Source organism: Campylobacter concisus (assembly GCF_003049735.1).
Classification (GTDB): domain Bacteria; phylum Campylobacterota; class Campylobacteria; order Campylobacterales; family Campylobacteraceae; genus Campylobacter_A; species Campylobacter_A concisus_AN.
The window spans coordinates 39,234-65,354 of record NZ_PIRM01000004.1; the positions used below are offsets into that span (position 1 = coordinate 39,234).

Annotated in this window: 24 protein-coding genes; 19 read left to right on the forward strand and 5 right to left on the reverse strand. The window is 36.6% G+C overall.

The window, feature by feature from the left end:
• Positions 1 to 14: 14 nt before the first annotated feature.
• Complete coding sequence (gene dnaN / locus CVS97_RS07190) at positions 15 to 1,088, reverse strand: DNA polymerase III subunit beta (RefSeq protein ID WP_107785606.1); 1,074 nt, start codon at positions 1,086 to 1,088, stop codon at positions 15 to 17.
• A gap of 154 nt (positions 1,089 to 1,242) precedes the next feature.
• Positions 1,243 to 2,553, reverse strand: coding sequence for a chromosomal replication initiator protein DnaA (dnaA, locus tag CVS97_RS07195; protein ID WP_021090297.1), 1,311 nt, complete (start codon positions 2,551 to 2,553; stop codon positions 1,243 to 1,245).
• 122 nt (positions 2,554 to 2,675) lie between these two features.
• Between dnaA and ruvC the strand changes: the two genes are divergently transcribed.
• From ruvC to CVS97_RS07215, 4 genes are all read left to right on the forward strand, one after another.
• Positions 2,676 to 3,155 (forward strand): crossover junction endodeoxyribonuclease RuvC, encoded by a 480-nt coding sequence (gene ruvC, locus CVS97_RS07200; RefSeq protein ID WP_180996827.1) that lies wholly within the window; start codon positions 2,676 to 2,678, stop codon positions 3,153 to 3,155.
• Between the two features lie 17 nt (positions 3,156 to 3,172).
• Positions 3,173 to 3,862, forward strand: a complete 690-nt coding sequence (locus CVS97_RS07205; protein WP_107785607.1) for an MOSC domain-containing protein — start codon at positions 3,173 to 3,175, stop codon at positions 3,860 to 3,862.
• A 134-nt stretch (positions 3,863 to 3,996) separates the two neighbouring features.
• The gene (gene luxS, locus CVS97_RS07210) at positions 3,997 to 4,512 is read left to right on the forward strand and encodes an S-ribosylhomocysteine lyase (RefSeq protein ID WP_107775668.1); all 516 of its coding nucleotides are present in this window, start codon (positions 3,997 to 3,999) and stop codon (positions 4,510 to 4,512) included.
• 1 nt (position 4,513) lies between these two features.
• Positions 4,514 to 5,620 (forward strand): DNA adenine methylase, encoded by a 1,107-nt coding sequence (locus CVS97_RS07215; protein WP_107785608.1) that lies wholly within the window; start codon positions 4,514 to 4,516, stop codon positions 5,618 to 5,620.
• A 10-nt stretch (positions 5,621 to 5,630) separates the two neighbouring features.
• Here CVS97_RS07215 and thyX read toward each other — a convergent pair whose 3' ends face one another.
• The 3 genes from thyX to CVS97_RS07230 all read right to left on the reverse strand — a co-directional run bounded on the left by thyX (position 5,631) and on the right by CVS97_RS07230 (position 10,309).
• Positions 5,631 to 6,257: an FAD-dependent thymidylate synthase gene (gene thyX, locus CVS97_RS07220; protein WP_107785609.1), complete on the reverse strand. Its 627-nt coding sequence runs from the start codon at positions 6,255 to 6,257 to the stop codon at positions 5,631 to 5,633.
• Positions 6,258 to 6,375: 118 nt separating this feature from the next.
• Positions 6,376 to 8,820: a flagellar hook protein FlgE gene (gene flgE, locus CVS97_RS07225; RefSeq protein ID WP_107785610.1), complete on the reverse strand. Its 2,445-nt coding sequence runs from the start codon at positions 8,818 to 8,820 to the stop codon at positions 6,376 to 6,378.
• Positions 8,821 to 8,941: 121 nt separating this feature from the next.
• Positions 8,942 to 10,309 (reverse strand): Na+/H+ antiporter NhaC family protein, encoded by a 1,368-nt coding sequence (locus tag CVS97_RS07230; RefSeq protein WP_107785611.1) that lies wholly within the window; start codon positions 10,307 to 10,309, stop codon positions 8,942 to 8,944.
• A 119-nt stretch (positions 10,310 to 10,428) separates the two neighbouring features.
• On the opposite strand from CVS97_RS07230, the gene pyrE reads away from it, so the two are divergent.
• The 15 genes from pyrE to CVS97_RS07305 all read left to right on the forward strand — a co-directional run bounded on the left by pyrE (position 10,429) and on the right by CVS97_RS07305 (position 26,077).
• The gene (pyrE, locus tag CVS97_RS07235; protein ID WP_107785612.1) at positions 10,429 to 11,037 is read left to right on the forward strand and encodes an orotate phosphoribosyltransferase; all 609 of its coding nucleotides are present in this window, start codon (positions 10,429 to 10,431) and stop codon (positions 11,035 to 11,037) included.
• 244 nt (positions 11,038 to 11,281) lie between these two features.
• A complete protein-coding gene (locus CVS97_RS07240; RefSeq protein WP_107785613.1) occupies positions 11,282 to 11,971 on the forward strand; it encodes a response regulator transcription factor in 690 nt (229 codons plus the stop codon).
• Positions 11,961 to 13,388, forward strand: coding sequence for a DUF3365 domain-containing protein (locus tag CVS97_RS07245; protein ID WP_107785614.1), 1,428 nt, complete (start codon positions 11,961 to 11,963; stop codon positions 13,386 to 13,388). The genes CVS97_RS07240 and CVS97_RS07245 overlap by 11 nt, the downstream gene beginning before the upstream one ends.
• 95 nt (positions 13,389 to 13,483) lie before the next feature.
• Positions 13,484 to 15,550, forward strand: coding sequence for a multiheme c-type cytochrome (locus CVS97_RS07250; protein WP_107785615.1), 2,067 nt, complete (start codon positions 13,484 to 13,486; stop codon positions 15,548 to 15,550).
• A gap of 44 nt (positions 15,551 to 15,594) precedes the next feature.
• Positions 15,595 to 16,353 carry an FKBP-type peptidyl-prolyl cis-trans isomerase gene (locus CVS97_RS07255; RefSeq protein ID WP_107785616.1) on the forward strand — a complete coding sequence of 253 codons (759 nt, stop codon included), beginning with the start codon at positions 15,595 to 15,597 and terminating at the stop codon, positions 16,351 to 16,353.
• A 20-nt stretch (positions 16,354 to 16,373) separates the two neighbouring features.
• Positions 16,374 to 17,045, forward strand: a complete 672-nt coding sequence (locus CVS97_RS07260; RefSeq protein ID WP_107785617.1) for a 4Fe-4S dicluster domain-containing protein — start codon at positions 16,374 to 16,376, stop codon at positions 17,043 to 17,045.
• A 1-nt stretch (position 17,046) separates the two neighbouring features.
• Positions 17,047 to 18,012, forward strand: coding sequence for an NrfD/PsrC family molybdoenzyme membrane anchor subunit (nrfD, locus tag CVS97_RS07265; protein WP_084041975.1), 966 nt, complete (start codon positions 17,047 to 17,049; stop codon positions 18,010 to 18,012).
• 14 nt (positions 18,013 to 18,026) lie between these two features.
• Positions 18,027 to 20,642 (forward strand): cytochrome c biogenesis protein, encoded by a 2,616-nt coding sequence (gene ccsA, locus CVS97_RS07270; RefSeq protein WP_107785618.1) that lies wholly within the window; start codon positions 18,027 to 18,029, stop codon positions 20,640 to 20,642.
• Positions 20,643 to 20,650: 8 nt separating this feature from the next.
• Positions 20,651 to 21,475 (forward strand): SEL1-like repeat protein, encoded by an 825-nt coding sequence (locus tag CVS97_RS07275; RefSeq protein ID WP_103649227.1) that lies wholly within the window; start codon positions 20,651 to 20,653, stop codon positions 21,473 to 21,475.
• A 73-nt stretch (positions 21,476 to 21,548) separates the two neighbouring features.
• Positions 21,549 to 22,670: a nitrous oxide reductase accessory protein NosL gene (locus CVS97_RS07280; RefSeq protein ID WP_107785619.1), complete on the forward strand. Its 1,122-nt coding sequence runs from the start codon at positions 21,549 to 21,551 to the stop codon at positions 22,668 to 22,670.
• 1 nt (position 22,671) lies between these two features.
• Positions 22,672 to 22,857, forward strand: a complete 186-nt coding sequence (locus tag CVS97_RS07285; protein WP_054197437.1) for a hypothetical protein — start codon at positions 22,672 to 22,674, stop codon at positions 22,855 to 22,857.
• Entirely contained in the window at positions 22,847 to 23,956 is a 1,110-nt protein-coding gene (locus CVS97_RS07290; RefSeq protein ID WP_107785620.1) for an ABC transporter permease, read from the forward strand. The genes CVS97_RS07285 and CVS97_RS07290 overlap by 11 nt, the downstream gene beginning before the upstream one ends.
• Positions 23,953 to 24,621, forward strand: a complete 669-nt coding sequence (locus CVS97_RS07295; RefSeq protein ID WP_107785621.1) for an ABC transporter ATP-binding protein — start codon at positions 23,953 to 23,955, stop codon at positions 24,619 to 24,621. The genes CVS97_RS07290 and CVS97_RS07295 overlap by 4 nt, the downstream gene beginning before the upstream one ends.
• A complete protein-coding gene (locus CVS97_RS07300; protein ID WP_021090207.1) occupies positions 24,618 to 25,571 on the forward strand; it encodes a hypothetical protein in 954 nt (317 codons plus the stop codon). Before CVS97_RS07295 ends, CVS97_RS07300 begins: the two co-directional genes overlap by 4 nt.
• The gene (locus CVS97_RS07305) at positions 25,568 to 26,077 is read left to right on the forward strand and encodes a hypothetical protein (RefSeq protein ID WP_107785622.1); all 510 of its coding nucleotides are present in this window, start codon (positions 25,568 to 25,570) and stop codon (positions 26,075 to 26,077) included. Before CVS97_RS07300 ends, CVS97_RS07305 begins: the two co-directional genes overlap by 4 nt.
• Positions 26,078 to 26,121: the final 44 nt, after the last annotated feature.

Genomic DNA, 26,121 nt, shown 5'->3' on the forward strand with positions numbered 1-26,121 from the left:
AATCTTGCCTTATCTTATAAATTTATCGGCATTATTACTGTTGTTAATTCTTTTGAATTTACAACAAATGCTAGTGAGCTTTCATTAAATCCAAGCTCAAAATTTTCATCCTCTATGCTACTTAAAAAGTCAAGTAGATATCTATTTTTTATACCTATGAAAAATTCATCTCCAAGCTCTAAGCCAGTTTGATAATCAATCATAGTTTTTGCTTCAGAGTTATCTTCTATAACACTTTCAAATGTTATATTGTCTTTTGAAAAAGTTATTTTCATTGTATCACTTAGCATTGAGATAGTTTTTATACCCTCTATCATCTTATCTCTACTTAGCTGAAGTCTTTTTCTGACCTCTTTTGGTATGACACGCTCATAGTCTGGAAATTTACCATTTATAAGTTTTGTGAAAAACTCAAAATTTTGGCTTTGAGCGATTAATATATTTTCATCATAGTAAATTTCTATCTTGTCAAAAAATAGTTTTTGTATTTCATTGATAGCTTTTTTAGGGATTATAAGTGAAAATTCTTTTTCAGTTGGTGTTTGAAATTTAAATACACTAAGTCTTCTAGTATCAGTACCAACGATGTTTATAAAGTCTTGTTTAATATCAAGGAAAGCACCATTTAGTTCAAATTTTGGGTTATTACTATCAATACTTGGTAAAATTTTCTTTAAACTTCTTCCTAACATAACAGCATCGACATCAAATTTTGATTTACCCTCAATTGTTGGAAATTCTGGAAAATCTTCAAATTTATACATTGGAAGTTTATATTTTGAGTTTTTTTGTTTTATATAAAGATAGTTATTTACAGTTTCTAACATCACTTCTTCGTCTTTTAGACTTTTTATAATGTCAAGTAGTTTTTTACCATTTGCAGTTGCATAACCTTCATCAACGATTTTTACATTACTTAGTTTATATGCTAGACCTATTTCATGATCAGTTGCTTTTATATTTAAAACACCATCTTTTGCTGAGATATAAATGTGAGAAGTTATAGCACTAAGATCTCTTTTTTCAAGATATGGATTTGTATTTGTTACTATGCTTTCAAGCATATTTTTGTTTATTAAAACCTTCATTAAAAACTTCCTTCTATTTTTAAATTTAATTTTTTTGTTTTAGTAGGTGATGTTAAAAAGTGAAAAGTGCTTTTAAACACCGAAATACAGCTATTTGAAATGTGAAAAATTATATTTTCTTTTTCACATTTATTCACAAATTTCATATTGTATTTTATCCTTTTGTCAAAATTTTGTTTTTTAATTCAGTAACTTTTAGACTAAAAATTTCATTAGTTTGTATTAGCTCATTTATCTTTTTAATATTATGACTAACAGCACTGTGATCTTTCATACCAAAATAGTTTGCAATTTGTGGCATTGAGTTTGTTGTAAGCATCTTTGCAAGATATATGATGATTCGTCTTGCTTCTACGATATTTGTAACTCTTGATTTGCTTTTTATATCACTTTGTTTGATGTTTAGCTCTTTACTAACTATTTCAACGATAGTATCGAAATTTATATTTTCACGTTTTTCTTTGATCAGATCTTTTAATATACTTTTTGCAAGATCGAGTGTGATCTCTTCTTTCATAAGAGTTTTAAATACGTTTAAATTTATGATAGCTCCCTCGATCTCACGGATATTATCCCCCATGTTTGTAGCTATGTAGTTTATAACCTCTTTATTTAGATCGATTTTATCAAACTCGCATTTTTTGATGATGATGGCTATCTTTGTATCAAGTTCAGGTGGCGTAATATCAGCCATAAAAGCCTTATCAAATCTTGAAATCATCCTATCCTCAAAGCCTTTTAGTGTCTTTGGAGGTCGATCTGAAGTCATAACTATTTGACCATTTTTTGCTAAAAGCTCATTATATGTGTTGAAAAATTCCTCTTGGATTTTATCAGTTTTACCAAGAAACTGCACATCGTCTATTAGTAAAACATCGCAGTTTCTATATTTTTCACGAAATTTTGGCATTGAGTGGTTATTTATGTGACTGGTAAAATCTATCATAAATTGTTCGCTAGTTACACAAATAACGGTTTTTCCTTTATTTAGGCAGTGATTTCCGACTGACTGGAGTAAGTGAGTCTTGCCAAGTCCCGTCGTGCCATATATAAAAAGTGGATTATAAAGTACGCCAGGTTTTTCAGCGGCTGCTTTTGCACTTAAAAATGCGTATTGATTTGAAGCACCACAGACAAAATTTTCAAATGTGTAGCTTGGATTTAAAATGCTACTTTGTGTTTTTATCTGCTTAACATTTATTTGATTTTGTTTTGATATCTTGCTACTTTTAGTAGATGAAATTTCTATATTTGGTTTTATGCCTGTTCTAACTTCATATAGATGAGCGATTTTATCAGCATATCTTGTATTTATAAATTTAGCCATCAACTCATTTGGTGCAGTAAATACGATAATATGATCGTCTGAAGCCTTTTCGTTAAATTTTAATTGCTTGATATAACTTTGGTATTCTTCAGGTGAAATTTGTGTTGAAAGATTTTCTAAAATTTCGTCTGCTATCAAATTTTTATGCCTTAAATTTCGAGAATTTTTATAGTGATACTATCTTAATTTTAATAAAACCTTTGTTAAACTCCGACAAACTTTTTCACATCGTGAAAAAGTCGTGAAAAAGTATTGAAAAGATAGTGATGAAAATTTTAGGAATCGACCCAGGTACGAAGAATTGTGGTTATGCAATACTTGAAAAAAATAAATTGAAAACTATTCTTCTTGAAGCAGGACTCATAAAAATAAAACCAAACACACTTCAATATCAGATTACCGAGCTTTGCGAGGGGCTTGATCTCATCTTTAAAAACCATAAATTTGACGAGGTCGCGATTGAAGATATATTTTTCGCTTACAACCCAAAAACGGTTTTAAAACTCGCTCAGTTTCGCGGAGCACTTAGCCTTAAAATTTTACAGCTTCATGGTGATTTTGCTGAATACACACCACTTCAGGTGAAAAAAACTGTCACTGGCAAGGCTAAAGCTGACAAAGAGCAAGTGGCATTTATGGTGAAGAAAATTTTAGGTATAAATAAAGAGATAAAACCGCTTGATATCACCGATGCAATCGCAATCGCGCTAACTCACGCAAATAATTTAAGAATAAGCTAAATTTTGATAGGAAAAAGATGGCAACATTAAAAGCTTTACTAATTGGTGAGGTAAAAAATTATGGCTCACAAAGTGCTACTGATAAGCTAAATTTACCATGGAGTTCAGCTATATTTAAAGTAGCTCAAAATGGCGAAATTTTCGCAAATGAACTTGGCTTTGTGGGTGATAGTGTCGCTGATACAAAGCACCATGGCGGCCTTGAAAAGGCAGTTTTTGCAAATTCATTTGCAAATTACGCCGATTGGGAGAGTTTTTTAGGATTGAAAAATATGGCTTATGGTGCGATGGGAGAGAATTTATGTGTTGATGGGCTTGATGAGAGCTGCGTTTATGTGGGCGATATCCATAAGATTAGCTCGCTTGTGCTTCAAGTATCGCAGCCTAGAAAGCCATGCTTTAAGCTCTCAAAAAGATGGGGCAATGAAAATATGGCTACTCACATCTTTGAAACTGGCCTTACTGGCTGGTATTACCGCGTCATAACACCAGGATCGTGCAAAGTGGGCGACGTGATAGAAGTTATAGAAAAAGATCCAGTTCATATGAGCATTTTAGAAGTAAATAGACTTTTTTACGCTCCAAATAAAAATTTAAATTTACTAGAGAAATTTAACTCTCTTACTACTCTTCCAAAAAGTTGGTATAGTGACATGGAAAGACGTATTCAAGGTATTTATAGCACAGAATATATGAGAAATTTATAATAGTAAGTAAAATTTTTATTATTTTAATACCCACAAACATTCAGATATTACAAGGCTTATGTGAAATTTTGCATGAGCCTTTAAATTTTAAACATTTTTTACGCTAGAATTACCAAAAATTTAAAGGAGAAGATATGCCATTACTTGATAGTTTTTGTGTAGATCATGTGAAGATGAAAGCCCCAGGAGTAAGACTAGCAAAAAGTATGAAGACCCCAAAAGGCGATGATATCAGCGTTTTTGACTTGAGATTTTGCAAGCCAAATGAAGAAATTTTACCAGAGAAAGGTACTCACACTTTAGAACATTTATTTGCTGGCTTTATGAGAAACCATCTAAACGGCAACGGCGTAGAGATCATCGACATCTCGCCGATGGGCTGTAGAACTGGCTTTTATATGAGTGTGATCGGCACACCTAGCGAAGAAGCTGTAAAAAAGGCATGGCTTGCCTCTATGAAAGATATCTTAGAAGTCAAAGATCAAGATAAAATCCCAGAGCTAAATAAATTTCAATGCGGTACTTACAAGATGCACTCACTTGATGAAGCACACGCCATAGCAAAGAAAATTCTTGATCTTGGCTTAGTCATCATAAATAACGATGAGATCAAGCTTGATGTTGATGCTATGGGACTAAAAAAGCACTGATTTGAAGCCAGCTAAACAAGAAAATCAAGCCTATCTAAAAGAGCAAATTTTAACCTATCTTGGCAATAAACGCTCTCTTTTAGGCTTTATAGATCTAGGCGTAAAATACGCAAAAGACGAGCTTAAAAAAGAAAAGCTTAGCTGCTGCGACCTCTTTAGTGGAAGTGGTGTGGTGGCTAGGTTTTTAAAGCAAAATAGTGAATTTCTAGTCGCAAACGACTTAGAGCTTTACAGCTTCATCACAAACTCATGCTACCTGCAAAACGCCACAAATGAACTAAAAAATGAGATAAATTTCTGGCAAAAAAGACTTGAAAAAGAGATAGAAGATAATCTTTCTGAAGGCTTTATAACAAAACTTTACGCTCCAAAAGATGATGAAAATATCGCTTTTGGTGAGCGGGTCTTTTACACAAGAAAAAATGCTATCTTCATCGACACTGCAAGAAGGCTCATAGATGAGCTAATGCCGGCTGAGATGAGAAAATTTTTCATAGCCCCACTTCTTTATAATGCAAGTGTACATGCAAATACAAGTGGAATTTTTAAAGGTTTTCATAAAAATAAAGATGGTATCGGTCAGTTTGGTGGCAGGGGGCAAAATGCCATCTCAAGGATCACTTCTGATATAAATTTGACTAAGCCAATTTTTTCAAATTTTAGTGTGCCATTTGAGGTCTATCAAAAGGATGCAAATTTGCTGGCAAAAGAGCTTAGTAGTCTTGATCTAGTCTATCTTGATCCGCCCTATAACCAGCACCCATACGGCTCAAACTACTTCATGCTAAATCTCATCGCAAGCTACGAGGAACCAAGTAAAATTTCAAAAGTTTCAGGCATCGCAAAGGACTGGAACAGATCAGTTTTTAATAAAAAATCATCAGCAAGCGAGACATTTTTCGAGTTGATAGAAAATTTAAAGGCAAAATTTGTACTCATTTCGTTTAACTCAGAGGGCTTTATCAATCAAGATGAATTTGATAAAAATTTAAAGCAGATGGGCAAGGTTCATCTGCTTCGTCAAAAATACAATGCCTACCGTGGCAGCAGAAATTTAAAAGCTAGAAACATCCATGTAGACGAGCTTCTCTACGTTTTACAAAAGTAAATTTAAGGCTTTAAGCCTCATTCTCAGGCAGGCACTTCTCAAAGATAAATTTATGCTCTTTGGGCAGGGCGTCGTAGATAGCATTTACTAAATTTCTTATCTCCCAAAGGGCTGATTTTGAGCTACGAAGTGAGATGAAATTTTGTAAGCTTCTAGCATTTATGCTCCATGTAAGCTCAGTTTTATAGCACTCTGGTAAGCAGTATTTAACTATATCAAGGCTTTTTGTAGTTGAGGCTAAAATTTCACGCAAATTTTCAAGTGCTTTTATACTTGCGTTATCGACTAGTTCGTCATTTGTTAGTACGATAAATTTTGCCGCACGCTCAAACTGCCCTACTTCAAATTTCTCCTCTTTTTTTAGCTCTTTTAGTGTGTAGCGAGTTGATTTGACGCTTAGACTTGCCAAGCGGTGACGAGCTAGCTCTTGAAGTAGCGCACGAGAGATACCTTGGATGTAGAAGTTATAGTATAGGTGCTCTAGCGTTGAAGCGTGTTTAAATTTATTGCCTACTCTATCTATTAGCTCAACATCTTTTTCGCCACCGTTATCGCCTTTATCAAAGCTTTGCCAGCATGTGCGGATCGCGTGAGAGCAGATATTTAGTGGAGTGTGATTTAGTAGTGTTACTTGCATTTTTTCTCTTTTGTAAAATTTTTTAACATTTTACAAAAAGAAGGCTGATTTTATTTGTAAATTTAAAGCATAAATTTCAAAGGGAGACAAACGCTCCCTTTTGTAAAAGTCTTAGTTATTATTGTTTTAATTGAAGAAGTGTATTTAACATCTCATCACTTGTTGTAATCGTTTTTGAGTTTGCTTGGAAACCTCTTTGAATAACGATAAGATCTGTTAGCGCACGGCTTAGATCGACGTTACTAGCTTCAAGTTTTGAAGCTGCGATCGTTCCCTTATCGCCTGTACCAGCTGCACCGATGACTGCTTCACCTGAGTTTGCGGTTTGTGAAAAGACATTTCCGCCCTCGCTTTGAAGACCTTCGTTATTTGTAAAGGTAGCAAGTGCTACTTTAGCTAGGCCAAAGCTTTGACCATTTGAAAATGAGCCTATTATCGTTCCAGTCTCATCTATTTTTATGCCGTTTAATGTGCCACCTGTGTAGCCATCTTGTGAGATTGACTCGGTTGATGAGTCTTTATCAAAGCTTGTTAAGCCGTTAAAGTCAGTTCCAAGACCAAAATTTAGACTAATGTTTTGGCCACTTTGTGAGCCGTTGTTAGCTGAAAATGTTATCGTTGCTGGGTGGAAACTTGCAAGTGAGCCATTTGCGTTAAATCTAGCTGTTCCAGTTATAACGTTATCTGGGCCTTCACCTGTATAGTTTATCTTAGCTGGCTCTGGCACTTGTATAACCATGCTCCACTCAGTTCCGCCATCTGTTGTAGTACCTGTCTTTGTCCATTTGATACTAACTGTGTGTTTTGAGCCAAGTGAGTCAAAAATTTCTGCCGTTGAGCCGTGGCTTGACATCATCATCTTTCCACTTGCTCTTAAAGCTTGGCCAGGGCTTAGTGCACCATCAAGTGCTTTCATAATAGTTGTAAGCCTAACGTTTTCATTTATAGCTGAATTATTTGTACCTTGAGCTGGCTTTGTAAGACCAGTTGTTGTCATGTAAAGTGCATGATCAGCTACTTCATTTGATGGATTTTCTAGTTGAAATTGACCTAGTTTATTTACAGTGATCTTTACACCATCGTTTGTATCATCGCCTGCAAGTGCTTGAAGTGCTGTGATACCAGCTGCGTGTTTTTGATCTGGAGTACCAGCTGCAGCGGCATATGCTGTATTATAAGCTGTTTGATATGCAGTGTTAGTTATGGCTGCTCCACCAGTTCCAGGTGCTATTCTATGTGCTGCGGTTGCTAGTTTTGCAGCATCTAGTGCATCTGAGTTTGCGTTTATTTGGCCGTCGCCGTTATAGTCAACGTGGTTTCTAGCATCTTCTTGCATAGCAGCGCGAAGATCTTCTGTTGTTGTTATTTGTCTTGCGATTTTATCGTTATTTGGGTGAACAGCTGTTGTTTGTGAGCTTGTATAGACATATTGATAAGCTGTGATGATATCTTTATCAGCTAAACCAGTAACCGTATTTCCACCATTTACTTTTAGATGGATATTTTTTGTTTCTTCAGTAGTGCCTGAGTTATTTCTATTTATAAGCGTTAGTTTATTACCTTCTGAAATTTCAGCTCTAACGCCAGTTTTATTGTATTGAGCGTTAATAGCAGCTGCAACATCACTGATGCTTGTTATTGTGTTAGCTTGAGATTTGATGTTTGTGCCATTGATCGTGATATCAAGTGTTGCTGCTGGGTTTATCTGTCCGATACTTTGTGGCAATCCACTTCCTACTGTAAATTTTTCGGTTTTAGCATTTGCATAGCTCACCCAGATACCTTGTCCATCTCTTAAAGCAAGGCCATTTCCAAGCTCGTCAAATGTAACGCCAAGATCGACGCCACGCTCTGTTAAGCTTTGCTCTTTTCTTGAGTTTGTATAAAACTGATCATTATTTACATCATTTTCGTTATGGACTTCGTTTGGATCTAAAATTCCGTCATTGTTATAGTCACGTCCACCAGCAACAGAGTCTAGTGAATAAATAGGCGTACTTCTTTGTCCTATGGTGTTGCCTGAGTCAAGGTTGCCTTTTATCTTTACTTCTGTTGTCGCTCTTGCTGGAGTGGTAAGACCCTCTTTTATCACAATATTTTTTATCGGTCCAGTTGAGTCGATAGTGCCAGTCTCTTCATCTCTTGTCCAGCCTTGAACGATATAGCCACTATTGTTTACAAAATTTCCAGCTTTATCACGGACAAAGTCACCATTTCTTGTATAGTATCTTGTAGTTCCACCATCTGGAGATACGACGAAGAAACCATTTCCTTGAAGTGCAAGGTCTGTTTGCTTATCAGTAGATGTTAGTGTGCCTTGTGAGAAAATTCTCGTAGTTGAGTTTATAGTCGTTCCTAGACCTATTTGCATAGCATTTTGACCGCCTAGCTGACCTTGTGGAGCTGTAGCGACTCTTGGAGTTTGGCTTAGTATATCAGCAAAATTTGCACGGTTGTATTTATAACCATAAGTATTAACGTTTGCGATATTGTTGCCTTCTACGTCCATGGCTATCTGGTGGGCTTGTAGGCCTGAAACACCAGACCAAAGTGATCTCATCATTGACTTATCCTTTTTGCATTTTAAATTTTTATATTTTTTTAAAAGCAAAAGATGTTCCAAAATTTATATTGATAAAAAGTAGAAGAAATAAAAAGAATTTTGGCGTAATTAACGCCAAAATTTATCCAAGTATCATTGCACCTACGATGCCACCGATGATAAGTGGGATATTGAAAAATACAAATGTAGGCACACAAGTATCATATATGTGATTGTGCTCATTATCAGCATTTAGACCGCTTGTCGGTCCAAGTGTGCTATCGCTTGCTGGGCTTCCAGCATCTCCTAGAGCTGCAGCTATGCCAACTAACAAGATGATGGCTGGTACGCCAAAACCAAGGCTAACGCATAGTGGAACATAGATAGAAGCTAAGATAGGAATCGTACCAAAGCTAGTGCCTATGCCCATTGTTACAAGTAAACCAATAAGAAGCATCAAAAATGCTCCGCCTATCTTGCCGCCAGATACCAAGCTAGCGTATTTTACAAGCTCATCGATACCGCCACTCTCTCTTAAGATAGTGCCATAACCTGCAGCAACAAGCATGATAAAAGCGATAAATCCCATCATAGCAAGGCCGTTATCCATGATCTTATCTACTTTTTTGTATTCGATGCCGCCAAAAACGACCATAACCAAAAGTCCAAGTAGTGCGCCAAGAGGTAGCAGCTCAGTATAAATTTGCACACCAAAAGCCACAACTGCACCAGCTAAAACCGCCCACTCTTTTTTAGTCATCTCAAGGCTTTTTGCGCGCTCGATCTCATCAAGCTCTTCTTTTTCAAATTTTGAAGTTTTATAAACTCTTTTTTTACCGTAAAAAAGTATGGCAAGGATAAGTCCAATAAGCATCGAAGCGCCGCCTATCCACATAACAGAAGATATATCAGAAATAGATGTGGTTATGCCGTTATTTGCTAGCTCTTTTTTTAAGATATTGTGAAAAAGCAGACCAAAGCCAACGCTAAGGCTTACATAAGGTGCTTGAAGACCAAACGTCAAAGCACAAGCTACGGCACGTCTATCTATCCCCATTTTGTTCATAATAGCAAGAAGTGGCGGGATCAAAATAGGTATAAAAGCTATGTGAACTGGGATTAAATTTTGAGATAAGCACGCTATAAATGCAATAGTTAGTATAAAAATCACTTTATTTGAGCTAAGGAATTTACTCAAAGCATTTATCAAGATAGCAGTTAAATTTGTATTTGCGATGGCAGCTGCTAGAGCACCAAGTAAAATATAACTAAGTGATGTCTCAAGATTGCCTTGCATACCGCTTATGAGGCTTTGTGTAGTCTCTTTTAGGGCTGTAAAGAGGCTATCGATCCCACCTGCAATGCCACTTTCAAATCCACTAAATCCATGCTTATACATTACTCCCGCAACAAGAGCAGAGATAAGGATAGAAAGCAAAATGTTAAAACGCAATAGACAAAGTATCGTCATTACCAAAATGCTAAAAACAACAGGGTTAAATATAAGCATGAGCGTCCTTTTTGTGAGTGTTGAGAGATTATACAAATGTGTGGCTTATTAAATTTTAAAAAGAGTGGCTTAAGTGGGCTTGTGTTAAGATTTTGAGTAAATTTTAAAAGGAAAAAACGATGGATTTAGAGAAAATTTATAAAGAGGCTGGGGCATATTTAGAGGGGCATTTTTTACTAAGCAGTGGCAATCACTCGCAGTTTTATCTTCAAAGTGCAAAGGTGCTTGAAGACCCAGCTTTGGCTGGAAAGCTAGCTGATGAGCTTGGCCGTGTGATAGAGAAATTTGGCATTAAATTTGATAGCGTTTGCTCGCCCGCACTTGGAGGAATTTTAGCTGGCTATGAGCTAGCTCGCGCGGCAAATAAGCGTTTTATATTTACAGAGCGAGTTGAAAAGGTAATGAGTCTTAGGCGCGGTTTTGAGGTGAAAAAAGGCGAGAAATTTATCGTTTGTGAAGATATCATCACGACTGGCGGCTCGGCACTTGAAGCAGCGCACGTAATAGAGAGCCTTGGCGGCGAGGTAGTTGGCTTTGCAGCGCTTGCAAACCGTGGCTTTTGTAAGGTTACAAATTTAGACAATGAAGCTAAGCCAAATGCTAAACTGCCAAGCGATAAGCCATTTTTTGCTTTAGGAAATTTTGAGTTTGAAATTTATGAGCCTGAGCATTGCCCACTTTGTAAAAATGGAAGCAAAGCGATCAAGCCTGGAAGCAGAGGCAACTAAAATTTATACTATAAATATAGCTATCTTTCTTTTTTAAAATTGATCGATAGCTAAAATTTTTAGAAAAATCCAAAATAGTACTTATAGAAAAATTTTAATCAAGACTTCAAATCACTTCAACAAAAATTTATAGTTTAATTTTTAAAAGTAATCTGTCTTTTATATTGGTATGAATTATTTTTTATATAATCTTATTTTTTAAGCTACCAAGTGATAATATCTGCTCAAAAAGCGAGATGAAGCTATGCAAGAATATGATATTTTAGACGTTTTATCAAACAAAAAGGTCCTTTGCCTTGAAGATGAAGAGGCGATTTTAAAAAATATTTGTGCTTCTTTGGAACTATTTTTTGCCGAAGTAAATGGCGTAACAGATGGCTATGATGCACTTGAGCTAGCGATGAGCGATGCTTATGATGTTTTGGTGCTTGATATAAGCGTGCCAAATATCGATGGTCTAGAGATCGCTAAAAAAGTAAGAACCATAAATCAAAAAATTCCTATCGTGATCTTATCAAGCCACGTCGAGCAAGAGTATTTGTGGAGAGCAGTTGAGCTAAAGATCACAAGGTATCTTGTAAAGCCATATGATAAAAAGTCATTTATAAAAGCCCTAGAAGACGTTGCTTTAGAGCTTGTTGGACACAAGCCGACTCTTAGGCTAAATGATGAATTAGAATACGATTTTGGCAAAAAAGTACTTTATATAAATGGTGAAATTTCTCATCTAAGTAAGAGTGAAAGTAGACTTTTAGAGTATTTTTTAAACAACAAAAATCAAACTATAACTTATGAACAAATTTTTGATTATATTTGGGAGTATGAGCAGCCAAGCAAAGAGGCGATAAAGACGATCGTAAAAGAGCTTAGAAGGAAGCTTGGCAAAGATGTGATTAAAAATTTATACGGTGTAGGTTATCTTTGTGAAATATAAATTTCAGCTAATCGTTAGTGTTTTTATCTTTGTTTATCTCTTAATATCCGCACTTGTTTTAAATTTTTATAATAATCTTGCAATGAAAGATGCTAAAAGAGAGGCGTACTATGTCCTTGAGAGTATAAATTCTGTAAGAGAATATATAGCAGGCGTTCAGCGTCCGCTAATAGAGCAGCTAAAGCATGATGGCATTATAAAAGAGGATTTTTTTGACGAGAGATTGCTTTCATCTTCATATATAAGCCGTGAAATTTATAATATCCAAAAGAAAAAATACAATCTTGACTTTGACTATAAACTAGTCGCAATAGCACCTTTAAATAAAGCCCATGAGCCAAACGAATTTGAAGCGCAGGTATTAAGAGGCTTTAAAGAGAATCAATTTACCGAATTTTCAAGGATTATAAAAGATGAAAATGGCTCGCAGCTTTTTGTAGGACTGCCTATAAAAAATCAAAATGCGTCTTGCCTAGTTTGCCACAATAGTGAAAATGCTCCAAAACAGATGTTGAAGCGTTACGAAATGCCAAGTGGGCAAATTCCTGAGGCAAGTGAAATGGTAGCAATGCTATCTTTTAAAATCCCACTACGTGCTATTTTTTCTTACCATTTAAAAGAAGTTGTAATTATAATGAGCGCGATAGCCTTTGTATTTGGGATATTTTTGCTACTTGTTTATAAGATGCATAGGCGTGGCGAAGAGAGCAAAAGACAGACCGAACAGCTAATGATACATCAAAGCCGCCTAGCCTCAATGGGCGAGATGATAGGCAATATCTCACATCAGTGGAAGCAACCTTTAGCTCAAATCAGCTCAGCTTTAATAAATTTAGAACTCTATCAGGAGCGAAAAAAGCTTGATGAAGCAAAAATTTATGAGTTTATAGAAGAGACTAGCAAACAGATAAATTTTATGTCTGAAACGGTTGATGATTTTAAAAACTTTTTTAAGCCAAATACTTTAAAAAGAGAGTTTAGCGTAGAGGAAGTAGTAAATCAGACTATAAAAATTCTAAACGCCTCACTTAAAAAATATCAAATCGAAATAGAGATCGATATAAGAGAAAATTTTACGATTTTTGCAAATTTTAATGAAATAATCCAAATTTTAATAAATATTATAAATAACGCAAAAGATGCATTTAAACAAAGCTATGTAAAGCCAAGAGTAATAAAAATTTATACTTTCATAAAAGATAATCGTAAAAATTTATGCGTTCAAAATAATGCAGGAGCGATAAAAGCTTCGTTTTTAAAAGTTATCTTTGAGCCACACTTTAGCACAAAAGAGTCTGGCAGCGGGCTTGGTTTATATATGAGCCGGTTAATCGCTAGTAAAAATAACGCTCTAATCTTTGCTAGAAATGTAGATGAAAATAGTATTACATTTACAATTAGTTTCGAAAATTTATAATTTATTAAAATTCCCCCTTTTCTACCCTTTTTTGGTGTTAGTATTATCAGTATGAAATCATTTTGATTTTAGGATAAAAATTTAAAGGAGGGCACATGAGAAATCTACAAAAAGCCTTAGCTGGTTTGCTCATGGGTGTTAGCATCTTCGCTTCACAAGCCTGTTGCGAAGAGCATAATATGCAGATGTCCGATAAAGCACGTGATGTTATCGCAAATCCTAAAGGCACGCTGCAAAGTAGAGGTGTTATCTCCTTGCAAGACTACGTTGTAGAAGAGCAAGAGATGTATAACTGGTTATTTAAAAACCACCCTATTTTTACAAAGTATGGTGGTAAAACCGTCGGTAAAATGGTCGTTCACGATCGTGGCTTAGAGTGGCTTGCCGAGGGACATGGCTTTGATATGTCAAAGCTTAGTAAAAGAGATGGCGGTAAGGGCTATAGCTCTATGATGTATAGAATTCCAGCCACTTCATCGCTTCAGTTTCCTAATAAATTTGTAGGACCAGAAAAGTGCGGTGAGTGTCACCCAGCTCAGTATGAAGTGTGGAGCAGATCTCGCCACGCAACTACTATGCGTTTCCCTGGCGAACACCCAGAGGTTAATAACAACCTAACTGAGCCAGTATTTGACAAAGATACGGCTTCTATCCTTCCAAAAGGTATCACTCCAGATGTTATCTACGCAACTGTTGGTCACTTAAGAACCAAAATGGGCTACGTTGATGCGTGGCTACTTCGTGGTACTTACTATGTTGAGGGTGGTTTGCTAAGAGATGGTACAGGTCAGATCGTAGCTGGTGGTAACCAATGGCAAAGAACATGGGCGTTAAATTTAGACGACGCAACTGTTAAGAAAATCAAAGAGCTTGTTCCAGAATTTCCTGGCACTCTTGAAGAGTACGGCGACAATGGCGGATATGTCAGAGGTCTAGCTTCATACGCTGCAAAACACAAAAAGTCAATGTTCTTCCAAGCAAACTCATCATATTGTGAAGTTTGTCACCCAGTTAAATTTGATTTCAAATCAAAAGCAGAATTTTACGCAGCACTTGGTAATGCTAAAGAGCTTCAAAAACACACTATCTCAAAAGGCGTAAGCTGTGAGGAGTGCCACGGAGCTGGCGGTCACCTTGATGGAGCTACAAATTTTAGAACATCAAACTGCGAACGCTGCCACCAAAGATTTAACTTTAGCCCAGATTTAATGCGAGCTAATCCGCTTAACAACGGCAAGCTTGATCTTTCTTTAAGCTCTAAATTTAAATCAATGGGACCAGGATGCGGATCTGAGGGTTCACAATCATACTTTACGGCTCACTATGATAAAGGTATGAGATGTGTTACTTGCCACGATCCACACGATAACACAGGCCCAGTTGTAGGCGATAAGAGCGTAACTGGTATGAACTATAACTCAGAACAAGGTTATCTAAGCTCATTCTATACTAAACCAAAAATTAGAAAAGAGTGTAAAGATTGCCACGAGACTCAAGCATATATCGCATCTAAAGCAGATACTCACAAAGACAACACTTGTGCATCTTGCCACATGCCATTTATGATGAGTTGTGAGAATTTCTACGCTGTTCAGTTCCAAGACAACGCTGGCTTTGATACTCAAAGAAGATCTCACATCTGGAAGATCATGGTTGATCCAAAAGAGAAATCTCTAGTACCAGGCGATGCTGCTAAAGGTCCAAGAGATACTAAAGATTGGCACTTTGAGAGAGATAAAAATGGTCACAACTACGTTGACTTAATGTGGGCATGCGCTAGAACATCTTGGGCTGATAAAGATATGAAAGATACCAAAGGCTGCCACAGCCCAGTACTATCTGAGCTAAAACCAACACTTCACTTCAAAAACCAAAAACAAGTTTATGATGAAGTCATGGGATGGCAAACTCCAGTTAAGAATGAATTCTCTGAAGTTAAGATTGGTATTGAAGGACTTTACTCACTACTTGAGACTAAAAAACTTGATGCAAGTGATAAAGTAAGAGTTTATGAGCTTATCCAAAATGCTCAAGAGATCATCGATATGGTTGAAAAAGATGGTTCGTGGGGTATGCACGGATTTAAATTTACTAAACAAAAACTCGATGCATCAAAAGAGTATATAAAAGAAGCTCAAAGAATTTTGAATAAAAATTTATAGCATTTAGGGGCTAGTTTTAGCCCCTTTAATCTTAAGGGTTTGATATGAAAAATAAGGTTTTAAAATTTACACTACTTCTTAGTTTAAGTGCTTCTGGTTTGCTTGCAAATGTAGATTTAAATGAGTCTTATGCCATGGGAGCAACAAGTGGTGGATATGTTTTAAAAGGGTTAATTGAACAAAAACAAATAGGCATTAGCTACGATGCTGAGGCCGTTATCAAAGGTTTTAGTGATGCACTAAAAGGAGAGCTAAAACTAAGCGATGATGAGATAGCAAAGCTACTAAACAAAAGAGCTGAAAATTTAGACAAGATAGTAAAAGAAAAAGAAGCTGCCGTACTTAAAGAGAATTTAAAGCAGGGCAAGGCTTTTATGGATAAAAATGCAAAAAATAAAAATGTAAAAACGACAAAATCAAAATTGCAATATGAAATTTTAAAATCAAGCAAAAAGGGAGCGACTCCAAAACAAGAGAGTATCATCATAGCAAACTACAAAGCTAGCTTTATCGATGGTAAGGTCTTTGATGAGACAAAAGAGGCTCCAGCTCATCTTTCTATGCTAAATTTGATCCCAGGTCTTGAAGAGGGCTTAATGCTCATGAAAGAGGGCGATAAGTTTAAATTTGTTATCCCGCCAGAACTTGCGTATGGCGATAGCGGCATGGAGGGCATACCTGGAGGCGAGACTATCGTTTTTGAGATAGAGCTTGTTAAGGTCTTAAAGCCAGGTGAGTTAGCCGAGGCTGCAAAGAAAATTCACGAAAAAGAACTAAATGAGGGCATCAAAAAGCCTCATTAAGATAAAAAATGGAGTTAAAAATGCAAAATCAAAAAAATAGAAGAGCCTTTTTAAAAAGCATGGTAGTTGTGGCTGCTGGTGCTGGTGCGGCAAGTAGTGGTTTTGCTTTTAAGAGTGAAGAAAGTGTAAAAAAACCACACTTTGGTATGATATTTGACCAAAATAAATGTGTTGGCTGTACAGACTGCGAGATAGCTTGCAGAAAGGTAAATTTAGTCCCGAAAGGACAGATGAGACTTTTTATAGAAGATAAGACTAATCCTAAAAATTTATTAGATAAAAGATTTGTAAGAGTGTCTTGTCAGCAGTGCGTCGATGCGCCTTGTGTAGCTGTTTGTCCGACCAAGGCTTGTCATAAAGACGAAAAAACTGGCATACAAACTACAAATATAGATGATTGTATCGCCTGTAAATACTGCATCGTAGCCTGTCCATATGATGTGAGATATATCGATAAGGTTACGCACTCAGCTCAAAGCTGTAACTTTTGCATAGATACAAATTTAAAGGACGAAAAAGAGCCAGCTTGCGTAGAAGCTTGTAGATATGAGGCGATCGTCTTTGGTGATCTTAACGATGAAAATTCGCACATCAGTAAGCTACTAGCCGTAAAAGATAGCATAAGGCTAAGAGCAGAGCTTGGCACAAAACCAAGCCTTAGATATATTCCTAAAGTAAAAATGGGGGTGTAAGATGGATGGTGCATTAAATTTTACTGCAACATTTTCGCATGGAGTAGAGTGGGGCTGGCCGATCGCTGTTTATCTTTTGCTAGCTGGTATGAGTGGTGGAGCGCTAATCGCTGCCATACTCTTAAAACACTATAAAAAGCAAGAGAGCTTTAGCTCATTTTTCAAGGCTGCTTCGCTTTTAGCATTTGTTAGCATCATGCTTGGTATGGTTTGCTTGATAGCTGATCTTGAAAAGCCGCTTTTATTTTGGAAAATTTTGATTAATTATAATTTCACATCAGTTATGTCTATCGGTGTTGCTGGACTTTGTGTATTTATACCGCTTAGCTTTTTGATGTGCCTTTATGCATTTAATGATGAGATTTCAAATTTCTTAGCCAAAAGTTTAAAATCCTTTAGCGCTCTTTTTGCATTAATAATGAAAATTTTAATACCGCTTTATCCATTTTTAAGTCGTATTTGTCTTATTTTTGCTGTAATAATTTGTGCTTATACTGGATTTTTGATCTCAGTTTTGATTAGATTTCCACTCTTAAACACAGCTGTGCTTCCAGCTTTATTTATAGCTTCAGGACTAAGTGCTGGCATAAGTGGCAGTAGCTTGGTCGCAGCAGCTTTATTTAAAGAAGATCCACATTCAAGCGACCTTCATTCGCTTCACAGCGTAGAATTTAGCGTTTTGGGAGCTGAAATTTTACTCATTTTAATGCTTTTTGTATCGCTTTTACTTGGTTCAAGTTATCAGCAAAATGCAGCTGTTGCTTTTTATAGCGGTGTTTGGGCAAATTTCTTTTGGCTTGGTGTTGTGCTAGTTGGTTTTATTGTGCCTTTTGTTTTAAATTTTGCATTTGGCAAAAAAGTAGCTAGTCTAAAATTTAGCTTTTATATCAGTTCATTAGCGGCTGTTATCGGTGTTTTACTGCTTAGGGTGTTTATACTTTATGCGGGACAAACTTATAGCATTTAAGGTAGAGGCGAGCGATGAGAATTTTAAATATCTACCGCTTGTCTTTGATATTATTATTTATCCTTGCTTTTGGTGCAGGACTTGCGACCTTTTTAGAAAATTTTTATGACACACAAACGGCCAGAGTGCTTGTTTACGAAGCGCTTTGGTACGAGTGTGTTATGTTTGCTTGCACTATTTGTTTAGCCATTAGTATCGTAAAAACCAAGATGTATAAAAAAATTGGCGCATTTTTGATACATCTTGCTTTTATCATTATCTTCATCGGAGCTGCGCTTACAAGGTATTTTGGCGAAGAGGGCGTTATGCATCTTAGAGCTCTGCAAAGCTCAAACGTAATGCAAAGCGTCAAGCCTTATCTTAGAGTCGAAATGCTTGGAGAAAATTTTAGTTATCCATTAAAATTAAGCTTATTTGGTGAAAACGACTTTGAGTTTAAAAATTTTATAGATGGCAAGGAATTTATAATTAACTTGCTTGGATATAAAAAAGATGAGAAAAACGCTCCTGCTACGCTTAGTTTAGAGATAAGTTTTAACGGCGAAAAAAAGAGTATTAAACTAAAAGGCGGAGCCGGATATGAGCTAGAGCCAAGTGTGCTAAGTTTTGGTGGGCAAGAGGTGAAATTTTACTTTAGCTCAAAGGCTTTAAAATTACCATTTTCATTAAAGCTTGATGAGTTCATTTTGGAGCGATATGCAGGGCTAAATAGTCCATCATCTTATAAAAGCAAAGTAAGTATCGCTGGCAGTAAGTACGATATCTCGCTAAATAATCCACTAACGATTGATGGCTATAAAATTTTTCAGTCTTCATACGATCCTGACGAGCTTGGAAGCGCTTTTGAGATCAGCCGTGATCCTGGTAAGATCCCAACTTATATCGGATATTTCTTGCTTTGCGTTGGCTTTGTGGCAAATTTGTTTAGCAAAAAGAGCAGATTTTTTAGGCTACTAAATTTCATAAAAGGTTCGCAAATCGCATTTTTGGCTATTTTGCTTTTAAATGCTACTCCAAATTTTGCTAATGAAAATAATAAAAATTTAGACGCTCATGCAAGCAAATTTGCCAAAATTTTAACTCAAGCTGATAACAGAATCGCTCCAGCTAGCTCTTACTCAAGAGCTGTGATAAGTAAAATTTCAACCAAAACTACGCTATTTGGGCTTAGCAGCGAGGAGCTAATGCTCTCTTTTGCCATCTCGCCAAAAGAGTGGATGGATAAAAGGATAGTAAAGATCACAAGCGAGCGTGTGGGCGAGCTTTTGGGAGTTAATGAAAAATTTGCTAGTTTTAACGATGTCTTTAACGAAAATGGCGAGTATAAGCTGGCTAAATTTGTAGAAGCTGCAAATGAAAAATCCGCCTCAAAAAGAGATAAATTTGACAACGACGTTATAAAATTTGACGAGAGATTAAATGTCTTATATCTTGCGCTAAAGGGCGAGATGCTTAAATTTATCCCAGCTAAAAATGGCGATAAATTAACATGGCTAGGCGTAAATGAAGCTTTTGGCTCAAGCGAAATTTCAAGCGAGTTTAAAAGCGTTTTAGGCGCTTATATAGAAAATTTAAGCCTTTGCGTAAAAAGTGGTGAGTGTAAAGAAGCTGATAAGAGTTTGGAGAAAATTTCAAGCTATCAAAGAAGCACTCTAGGCTCTCTTGCGCCAAGCGAGGCAAAGGCCAGCATTGAAGTGCTTTATAACCAAATGGAAATTTTTAAATTTCTTATATATTTTTACATGATTCTTGGATTAGTTTCGCTCGCTCTTGGCTTTTATAGGCTATTTTCTGGAAAGAAATTTAGATTTGAAAGCGCATTAAGCCTTGCATTTTATTTTGGCTTTGCGGTGCATTTGCTAAATTTAGCTCTTCGTGCTTATATCTCAGGGCATGCACCTTGGAGTGATGCCTATGAGAGCTTAGTGTATATCTCGCTTGCAAGTGTACTAGCTGGAGTTTTATTTTTTAAACATCAAAGCTTTGCTCTTGGAGCTGCTTCACTTTTTGCAAGTGTGAGCTTGCTGGTCGCTCATCTAAATTTTATAAATCCACAAATAACAAATCTAGTCCCAGTTTTAAAGTCATTTTGGCTTAGTGTGCATGTAAGTGTCATCACGGCAAGCTATGGCTTTTTAGGCTTTAGTTTTGTGCTCGGGCTTCTTGGGCTTCTTTTAATGGCTATAAAAAATCAAAAAAACGAGCAAAAGCTCAGCGAGCAGATAAGATACCTCGCCGCAACTAATGAGCTAAGCCTCATCATAGGACTTAGCTTGCTAACTATTGGAAATTTTCTTGGTGGCGTCTGGGCGAATGAGAGCTGGGGTAGATACTGGGGCTGGGACAGCAAAGAGAGCTGGTCGTACATTACGATAATTATTTATGCTATTGTGCTTCATTTAAGATTTATCCCAAGATTAAAAAATATTTTTACCTTTTTAGTAGCTAGCGTGCTCTCTTTTGGTTCAGTTATTTTTACCTATTTTGGTGTAAATTTCTATCTAAGCGGACTTCACTCATACGCAAATGGCGATGGATTTAGCGTTTCAAATTTGCTTTATTTGATTTTAATGCTCTTAGCTTTGCTAATCGCCTTTGCTTATAGAGGCAAGGATATAAAAGAGATTTAGGAGATATGATGAAAAAGAGTTTAGTTTTATTGTTTGCTTGTTTGGGACTATTGAATGCTGGCTATATCAAAGAGGCTTTAAGCGCAAAAGACGATCACAACAAGCTAGCACAAATTTATGAAGATGCTTGCGATAAAGAGAAAAAGGCATCAGGATGCTACAATCTAGCTGTGCTTTACAGCAGAGGCGATGGCAACGTCAAAAAGGACGAAGCAAAGGCAGCAATGCTTTATGAAAAAGCTTGTGATCAAAATTTCTCTATGGCCTGCAGTAATCTTGGCTACGCCTATGAAAAAGGTAAAGGCGTGGAGAAAGACCTAGAAAAAGCAGTGAAATTTTATGAAAAAGCCTGCAAAGACAACGAGGGTTGCACGGAGCTTGGCTTGCTTTATGCAAATGGCACCGGAGTGACAAAGGATCTTAAAAAGGCAAAAGAGCTTTACGAAAAGGCTTGCAAGGCAGGGGACGGCATAGGATGTAGCAACCTTGGCTACCTATATGCGCAGGGCGAAGGCGTCGAGAAAGACTATGCAAAAGCCAAAGCAAACTACGAAATGGCTTGTGCAAACGAAGCTGGCATAGGGTGTGATAATCTTGGCTTTTTATATGTTTATGCACAAGGAGTTGATCAAAACCTTACAAAAGCCACAAAGCTTTACGAGCAAGCGTGTATATATGGATATGAAAAGGGCTGCAACAACTACGCTATCATGCTAGCTGAAGGCAAAGGCGTAAAAGAAGATGTAGAGAAAGCACGTGAAATTTTTACTAGAAGCTGCAAAAATGGCCTAAAAGAAGCGTGCGAGAATTTAGAAATTTTAGGAAAGCATTGATGCTTGATAAAGCTAACCTAGCGGTATTTAAAGCTTATAAATATAAAAATAAAAAATACTAAAGGAGATAATTATGATTTTACGTTCTATCTTGGGTTCAGCACTGCTGGCGACCCTACTCTTTGGTGCTTCGGCAAATGAGCAAACTGTCAAAATGAAACCGATGTTTCAAAGCGTGGATCCTAGCAAGGCTACACTAGTAGGAAGTGGCGAGGATAAGGAGTATTGTGCTGTTTGTGGAATGAATTTGGTTAAATTTTATAAGACTAATCACGTATATAACGGCAAGCAAGTAGCATCACTTCACTGCTTATATGAGCTAACAGAAGGCAAGATCCCAAGCGACGCGCAGGTCGTCGATACTAAAAATCTAAATTTGATCGATGTAAATAAAGCCTTTTATGTCGTTGGTAGTAGCGTCAAGGGTACAATGACTAGAAATAGCAAATACGCCTTTTCAACCGAGGCTGACGCAAAAGAATTTCAAGCAGAAAATGGCGGCGAGATAATGAACTTTGCCAAAGCTTACGAGATAGCTGGACAGGATTTTGAAGGCGATAATAAAATGATCAAAGCTAAGCGTGAAGATGGCGTTTACGCACATGGTAAGGAATTTTACGAGGCAAACTGCGACAAAACTGATCCAAAAAGCTTTAAGGCTATCTCTGAGCTAAAAGCTCATCTCAAAAAAGTATGCGACGCAAAAGAGGCTAACAAAGCTCCAGAGTACGACAAGCACTTGCAAGCCGCTGCTCTTTATCTATGGGACGCTCCAGCAAATTTAGGTACTAGCAACCAAGCTTCAAAAGCTAAACAAGAAATAAAAAAACCTGAGAGAATAGTCGTACCAAAGGGCGCAAGATGTGCGATATGTGGCATGCTTGTCAAAAATTCTCCATGGGCAACACTCATCAAAGCAGATGGCAAGGATTATTATTTTGATGGTGTAAAAGATATGGCGCAATTTTACTTTGCGGATGGCAAAATGAAAGATGCTTATGTGAGTGATTATTACACGCTAGAAAAGCTTGATGCAAAAGATGCGTTTTATGTTCATGGCTCAAACGTTTATGGACCAATGGGCGACGAATTTATCCCATTTAAAGACGAAGCAAAGGCAGAGAGCTTTTTAAAAGATCATGCTGGCAAAGGTGTCATAAGATTTGACGAGATAAAGAATTTTATCGGTAAATAGTGTGAAATTTCTAGTTTTTTTGGCGTTATTTTTTGGACTTTCTTATACGCTTTTAGCGGCACACTATCTTAGCTTTGATCATAAAGCAAAGCAAGATGAGCTAAGAGAAATTTCTAAAATAACAAGAGCAAATGCTGCTTTTAGTTTTAACCAAAAGGGGCAAAAAGGCTTTGTCTATGATAGGTAAAAATTTTATAAACTATGCTGTGGTTCTGCTTTTTAAAGATAGAAAGGATCACCTTTTTAGCTTTTGCCTCTTTGCACTCATTATCTTTGTGCTAAGCTCGGTACTTTTCATCTCTGGATCGATCCAACATGATCTTATAAATTTAGTAAAAGATAGATCAAGTATCGTAGTGAGTGCATTTCGCGCTGGTAAAAATGACCTCATGCACCCTGGCTATATCTACGATATCTCGAAGATCGATGGTGTAAGTGATGTAAGGGGTGTAGTTGATGGAGAGTACTACTTCGTTCAAAAGCGTGTTTGGTTTCATCTATATGAAGATGATAGCTTAAAAGAGGATGAGATGATCGTCGGAGAAGGTGTAAAGGCAGCGATGAATGAGCTTTACTACGACGAGAGCTTTAATTTTTTGACTGAAGAGCGCATGATACCAGTAAAGATATTAAAGACCATGCCGGCACAAAGTGGTTTAATCACAAATAGCGCTATATTTTTGCATCCAAATACGCTAAGGGCTATCTTAAATTTAAAAGATGAAGAGTATACAAAGCTCTATGTTGAGGTACCAAATACTGATGAGATCAGTGAAGTAGCTTTAAAGATAGAGAATTTATATCCAAATTCTTTCGCTCTTAGTATAGAAGATGAGGTGGCTAAGGTTAGGCACCTTTACTATTATAAGGGCGGAATTTTTATGAGCATTTATGTTAGCGTCATGCTTATATTCTTTGTCTTGCTTAAAAACCAAATTTCACTTGCCTATGGTAGCAAAAAACGTGAAATAGCTATTTTAAGAAGCATTGGTTTTTGTATAAAAGATATTATATTTTTAAAATTTATACAAAATTTCATCGTGAGCGTTAGTGCTTTTTTACTCGGTGTTATGCTGGCTTATCTCTTTGTTTTTGTATTAAATGCTCCACTTTTAAAAGGGATATTTTTAGGTGATGAGCTTTTAAATTTTACAAATTTCACGCCTATTTTAGAGTTTGACAAGCTCTTTTTGATCTTTGTTTTTGGTGTGATACCATTTTTGGCGTTTGTACTCATACCTTCATGGAGAGTAGCAAGTAGTGACATAAATGAGGGGCTAAAATGATAAATATAAGAGGTGTCAGCCTAGTTTATAACCAAAACAAACAAAATGAGTTTTGTGCTTTAAAAAATATAAATTTAGATATTAACGATGGCGAGCTAGTGATACTAAAAGGCATTAGTGGAAGCGGTAAAAGCACCTTGCTTTCGCTTATCGCCCTACTTCAAAAGCCAACTAGTGGAGAAATTTTGATAGATGGCACTAACATCGCGAAGCTACCTGATGCCTTTTGCTCTGAGCTTAGACACAAAAGGCTTGGACTTGTCTTTCAAAATTTTAACCTCATCGAGGGACTAAGTGTCTATGAGAATTTACTAGCTCCATTTGCTCTAACAAATTTCAAGGCAAATGTGCGAGATGAGATGATAAAAAAGGCTCTAAGTCTCGCAAATATCGCTCATAAAAAAGATGAGAACGTATCAAATTTAAGTGGTGGCGAGCGTCAAAGATGTGCGGTAGCTAGGGCTTTATCTATGGATGCTAACATCATCTTGGCTGATGAGCCAACGGCAAATTTAGATAGACAAAATGCACGTGCATTTTTAGGCTTGCTAGAGTCTTTTAAAGCTCTAAAAAAGAGTGTTATTGTCGCTACTCACGATAGCATTTTTGATGAGTTAAGTATCACAGATAGGGTTGTCAGCTTGCAAAACGGAGAGATAGTATGAGTGTCTTTTTATCAAACGCCGTTATTGCCTTTTTGTTAGCGGAGTTTGTGCTTTTAGTTTTGATGAGCATTTCGCTCTTTTATGTCGTTAGGATCGTGAGGTCGTGGGATTACAATGCACTAACATCGCTTCAATACTCGCTTGAAAAACAAAACTATCTTGTAAATACTATCTTGCTTTTTTGCGTCTGTATAAAAATCGTATTGTTTATATTTTTTGCACTTTGCCTAAATGAACTCTCTGATATTGTGCCTGGTGCTATGTGTTCAGCTGGCGTGATCGGCTCAAATAAATTTGGTGGCATATTGATGCTCACTAAAATTTTACTGATCTTTGGGCTTGGTATCTGGCTGGTTATAAACAAACTCGACTTGCAGGCTCTAAATTTCCCTTATCTAAAGAAAAAATATGCCATTTTCATATGCCTTTTTGTCATGATACTACTTGAGCTTGGCATAGAAATTTCGTTTTTTTACAATATCCCACTAAAAGTGCCGGTCTTTTGCTGTTCTGTCACGTTTCAAGCTCCAAAGCTACCATTTGGCTATACAAATTTTGGCTTAGTAAGCGTCTTTTTTGTGCTATTTTTTGTCATTTTGGTGCTAAATTTCTTAAAGCAAAGCATGGCGAGTTTCGTGGCAAATTTGTTGTTTTTGGTGCTTAGTTACTACGCCATTACCTATTTTTTTGGTCTTTACGTTTATGAACAACCGAACCATAAATGCCCATACTGCATGCTAAAAGGTGACTATTTCTACGTTGGCTACCTTATCTGGGGCAGTTTATTTCTGGGCGTTTTCTACGGCCTTATGCCATATCTTGTTGAGATCATTACAAAGACAAACTACTCACACAAGCTTAAATTTTCATCGATCTGGTTAGGTGTTTGCGTGTTGATATGCTCGCTTTATGTACTCAAATACTATTTGCTAAGAGGATTTTTATTTTGATAAAGCAAATTTTTTCTTTGTGTTTGTTAGCTCTAGTTCTAGCTGTACTTGCCTATAATGCCGACATAAGTGATGATAAAATTTTAGTTTTAAATAATGGCAAATCAGAGCCGATCGAGCAACTTACGCCAAATAAATTTATATGTTATGAGAGCAAGACACTGATCGCTGATAACAACGACACAGCCCAAGCCATCATGCCAAACGGCGACATCTACTTTTTTAACGACATCACAAATTCTTTCATCTGGTATATGGCGCAAAAGAGCAAAGATAAGATCAAGTTATATGTCTATTCAAGAGATACGAATCGCTACATTCTAGCGCAAGATGCCTGGTACTCAAGGGTCGATATCACGCCGATGGGATACGGCATAGGGGCGTACGAGTTTCACACCTACGGCATAAATGACAACTACTTTAAAGAGGTTTTGCTATACGCAGCACGTGGCGAAACGCTACTAAATCCATATATAAACATCTTGCTTTCAGAAAATAAGATATAAATTTATGTAGCTCTAAATTTGCTAGAACCCTGTTGGATTATTTT

Excerpts from the sequence above, each read along its gene's own strand:
- dnaN (WP_107785606.1), bottom strand. The coding sequence starts at position 1,088 with ATGAAGGTTTTAATAAACAAAAATATGCTTGAAAGCATAGTAACAAAT.
- CVS97_RS07205 (WP_107785607.1), top strand. The coding sequence starts at position 3,173 with ATGGCAACATTAAAAGCTTTACTAATTGGTGAGGTAAAAAATTATGGC.
- luxS (WP_107775668.1), top strand. The coding sequence starts at position 3,997 with ATGCCATTACTTGATAGTTTTTGTGTAGATCATGTGAAGATGAAAGCC.
- thyX (WP_107785609.1), bottom strand. The coding sequence starts at position 6,257 with ATGCAAGTAACACTACTAAATCACACTCCACTAAATATCTGCTCTCAC.
- flgE (WP_107785610.1), bottom strand. The coding sequence starts at position 8,820 with ATGATGAGATCACTTTGGTCTGGTGTTTCAGGCCTACAAGCCCACCAG.
- CVS97_RS07230 (WP_107785611.1), bottom strand. The coding sequence starts at position 10,309 with ATGCTTATATTTAACCCTGTTGTTTTTAGCATTTTGGTAATGACGATA.
- pyrE (WP_107785612.1), top strand. The coding sequence starts at position 10,429 with ATGGATTTAGAGAAAATTTATAAAGAGGCTGGGGCATATTTAGAGGGG.
- CVS97_RS07240 (WP_107785613.1), top strand. The coding sequence starts at position 11,282 with ATGCAAGAATATGATATTTTAGACGTTTTATCAAACAAAAAGGTCCTT.
- CVS97_RS07250 (WP_107785615.1), top strand. The coding sequence starts at position 13,484 with ATGAGAAATCTACAAAAAGCCTTAGCTGGTTTGCTCATGGGTGTTAGC.
- CVS97_RS07255 (WP_107785616.1), top strand. The coding sequence starts at position 15,595 with ATGAAAAATAAGGTTTTAAAATTTACACTACTTCTTAGTTTAAGTGCT.
- CVS97_RS07260 (WP_107785617.1), top strand. The coding sequence starts at position 16,374 with ATGCAAAATCAAAAAAATAGAAGAGCCTTTTTAAAAAGCATGGTAGTT.
- nrfD (WP_084041975.1), top strand. The coding sequence starts at position 17,047 with ATGGATGGTGCATTAAATTTTACTGCAACATTTTCGCATGGAGTAGAG.
- ccsA (WP_107785618.1), top strand. The coding sequence starts at position 18,027 with ATGAGAATTTTAAATATCTACCGCTTGTCTTTGATATTATTATTTATC.
- CVS97_RS07275 (WP_103649227.1), top strand. The coding sequence starts at position 20,651 with ATGAAAAAGAGTTTAGTTTTATTGTTTGCTTGTTTGGGACTATTGAAT.
- CVS97_RS07280 (WP_107785619.1), top strand. The coding sequence starts at position 21,549 with ATGATTTTACGTTCTATCTTGGGTTCAGCACTGCTGGCGACCCTACTC.
- CVS97_RS07290 (WP_107785620.1), top strand. The coding sequence starts at position 22,847 with ATGATAGGTAAAAATTTTATAAACTATGCTGTGGTTCTGCTTTTTAAA.
- CVS97_RS07295 (WP_107785621.1), top strand. The coding sequence starts at position 23,953 with ATGATAAATATAAGAGGTGTCAGCCTAGTTTATAACCAAAACAAACAA.
- CVS97_RS07300 (WP_021090207.1), top strand. The coding sequence starts at position 24,618 with ATGAGTGTCTTTTTATCAAACGCCGTTATTGCCTTTTTGTTAGCGGAG.